Source organism: Streptomyces sp. NPDC058877 (assembly GCF_042742855.1).
Lineage (GTDB): Bacteria > Actinomycetota > Actinomycetes > Streptomycetales > Streptomycetaceae > Streptomyces.
Genome location: NZ_JBHYMF010000314.1, coordinates 1,742 through 5,030, shown reverse-complemented (window position 1 = coordinate 5,030; position 3,289 = coordinate 1,742). Strand labels below are relative to the sequence as shown.

Genomic DNA, 3,289 nt, shown 5'->3' with positions numbered 1-3,289 from the left:
AACACAGTGGACGCGAGCAACTGAGGACAAGCCCTCGGCCTATTAGTACCGGTCAGCTCCACCCATTACTGGGCTTCCACATCCGGCCTATCAACCCAGTCGTCTACTGGGAGCCTTACCCTCTCAAGGAGGTGGGAATACTCATCTCGAAGCAGGCTTCCCGCTTAGATGCTTTCAGCGGTTATCCCTCCCGAACGTAGCCAACCAGCCATGCCCTTGGCAGGACAACTGGCACACCAGAGGTTCGTCCGTCCCGGTCCTCTCGTACTAGGGACAGCCCTTCTCAATATTCCTACGCGCACAGCGGATAGGGACCGAACTGTCTCACGACGTTCTAAACCCAGCTCGCGTACCGCTTTAATGGGCGAACAGCCCAACCCTTGGGACCGACTCCAGCCCCAGGATGCGACGAGCCGACATCGAGGTGCCAAACCATCCCGTCGATATGGACTCTTGGGGAAGATCAGCCTGTTATCCCCGGGGTACCTTTTATCCGTTGAGCGACGGCGCTTCCACAAGCCACCGCCGGATCACTAGTCCCGACTTTCGTCCCTGCTCGACCCGTCGGTCTCACAGTCAAGCTCCCTTGTGCACTTACACTCAACACCTGATTGCCAACCAGGCTGAGGGAACCTTTGGGCGCCTCCGTTACCCTTTGGGAGGCAACCGCCCCAGTTAAACTACCCATCAGACACTGTCCCTGATCCGGATCACGGACCGAGGTTAGACATCCAGCACGACCAGAGTGGTATTTCAACGACGACTCCACAACCACTGGCGTGGCCGCTTCACAGTCTCCCACCTATCCTACACAAGCCGAACCGAACACCAATATCAAACTGTAGTAAAGGTCCCGGGGTCTTTCCGTCCTGCTGCGCGAAACGAGCATCTTTACTCGTAGTGCAATTTCACCGGGCCTATGGTTGAGACAGTCGAGAAGTCGTTACGCCATTCGTGCAGGTCGGAACTTACCCGACAAGGAATTTCGCTACCTTAGGATGGTTATAGTTACCACCGCCGTTTACTGGCGCTTAAGTTCTCAGCTTCGCCAACCCGAAAGTCAGCTAACCGGTCCCCTTAACGTTCCAGCACCGGGCAGGCGTCAGTCCGTATACATCGCCTTACGGCTTCGCACGGACCTGTGTTTTTAGTAAACAGTCGCTTCTCGCTGGTCTCTGCGGCCACCCCCAGCTCAGAGTGCAAGACTCATCACCAGACGTGGCCCCCCTTCTCCCGAAGTTACGGGGGCATTTTGCCGAGTTCCTTAACCATAGTTCACCCGAACGCCTCGGTATTCTCTACCTGACCACCTGAGTCGGTTTAGGGTACGGGCCGCCATGAAACTCGCTAGAGGCTTTTCTCGACAGCATAGGATCATCCACTTCACCACAATCGGCTCGGCATCAGGTCTCAGGCTCATGTTGTGCGGATTTGCCTACACAACGCCCTACACCCTTACCCCGGGACAACCACCGCCCGGGCTGGACTACCTTCCTGCGTCACCCCATCGCTTACCTACTACCACCTTGGGTCGACGGCTCCACCACTTCCCTTTGCCCGAAGGCTCCGGGACGGCTTCACGGCCTTAGCATTAATGGGCTCGATATTGGGCGTTTCAAAGCGGGTACCGGAATATCAACCGGTTGTCCATCGACTACGCCTGTCGGCCTCGCCTTAGGTCCCGACTTACCCTGGGCAGATCAGCTTGACCCAGGAACCCTTAGTCAATCGGCGCACACGTTTCTCACGTGTGTATCGCTACTCATGCCTGCATTCTCACTCGTGAACCGTCCACAACTCGCTTCCGCGGCTGCTTCACCCGGCACACGACGCTCCCCTACCCATCACAGTCCCCGTTGGGGGTATGTACTGCAATGACACGACTTCGGCGGTACGCTTGAGCCCCGCTACATTGTCGGCGCGGAATCACTTGACCAGTGAGCTATTACGCACTCTTTCAAGGGTGGCTGCTTCTAAGCCAACCTCCTGGTTGTCTCTGCGACTCCACATCCTTTCCCACTTAGCGTACGCTTAGGGGCCTTAGTCGATGCTCTGGGCTGTTTCCCTCTCGACCATGGAGCTTATCCCCCACAGTCTCACTGCCGTGCTCTCACTTACCGGCATTCGGAGTTTGGCTAAGGTCAGTAACCCGGTAGGGCCCATCGCCTATCCAGTGCTCTACCTCCGGCAAGAAACACACGACGCTGCACCTAAATGCATTTCGGGGAGAACCAGCTATCACGGAGTTTGATTGGCCTTTCACCCCTAACCACAGGTCATCCCCCAGGTTTTCAACCCTGGTGGGTTCGGTCCTCCACGAAGTCTTACCTCCGCTTCAACCTGCCCATGGCTAGATCACTCCGCTTCGGGTCTTGAGCGTGCTACTGAAACGCCCTATTCGGACTCGCTTTCGCTACGGCTTCCCCACACGGGTTAACCTCGCAACACACCGCAAACTCGCAGGCTCATTCTTCAAAAGGCACGCAGTCACGAGATACAGCAAGCTGCATCCGACGCTCCCACGGCTTGTAGGCACACGGTTTCAGGTACTATTTCACTCCGCTCCCGCGGTACTTTTCACCATTCCCTCACGGTACTATCCGCTATCGGTCACCAGGGAATATTTAGGCTTAACGGGTGGTCCCGCCAGATTCACACGGGATTTCTCGGGCCCCGTGCTACTTGGGTGTCTCTTAAACGAGCCGCATGAATTTCAGCTACGGGGGTCTTACCCTCTACGCCGGACCTTTCGCATGTCCTTCGCCTATCCATACGGTTTCTGACTCGCCTCACAGCCGGCAGACTGTGAAAAAGAGATCCCACAACCCCGCATGCGCAACCCCTGCCGGGTATCACACGCATACGGTTTGGCCTCATCCGGTTTCGCTCGCCACTACTCCCGGAATCACGGTTGTTTTCTCTTCCTGAGGGTACTGAGATGTTTCACTTCCCCTCGTTCCCTCCACATGCCCTATGTGTTCAGGCATGGGTGACAGCCCATGACGACTGCCGGGTTTCCCCATTCGGAAACCCCCGGATCAAAGCCTGGTTGACGGCTCCCCGGGGACTATCGTGGCCTCCCACGTCCTTCATCGGTTCCTGGTGCCAAGGCATCCACCGTGCGCCCTTAAAAACTTGGCCACAGATGCTCGCGTCCACTGTGTAGTTCTCAAACAACGACCAGCCACCCATCACCCTGCCGCACAAAGCAACAAGTTCACTGGGGCCGGCATCCTCGAAGACACAACCTCACGGCCGCATCCTCAGACACCCAACAACGTGCCAAGCG

Annotated in this window: 1 rRNA gene; it reads right to left on the bottom strand. The window is 56.9% G+C overall.

Annotation, left to right across the window (positions count from 1 at the left end):
* Positions 1-22 precede the first annotated feature (22 nt).
* Positions 23-3,141, bottom strand: a 23S ribosomal RNA gene (locus tag ACFW2Y_RS34675).
* Positions 3,142-3,289 lie beyond the last annotated feature (148 nt).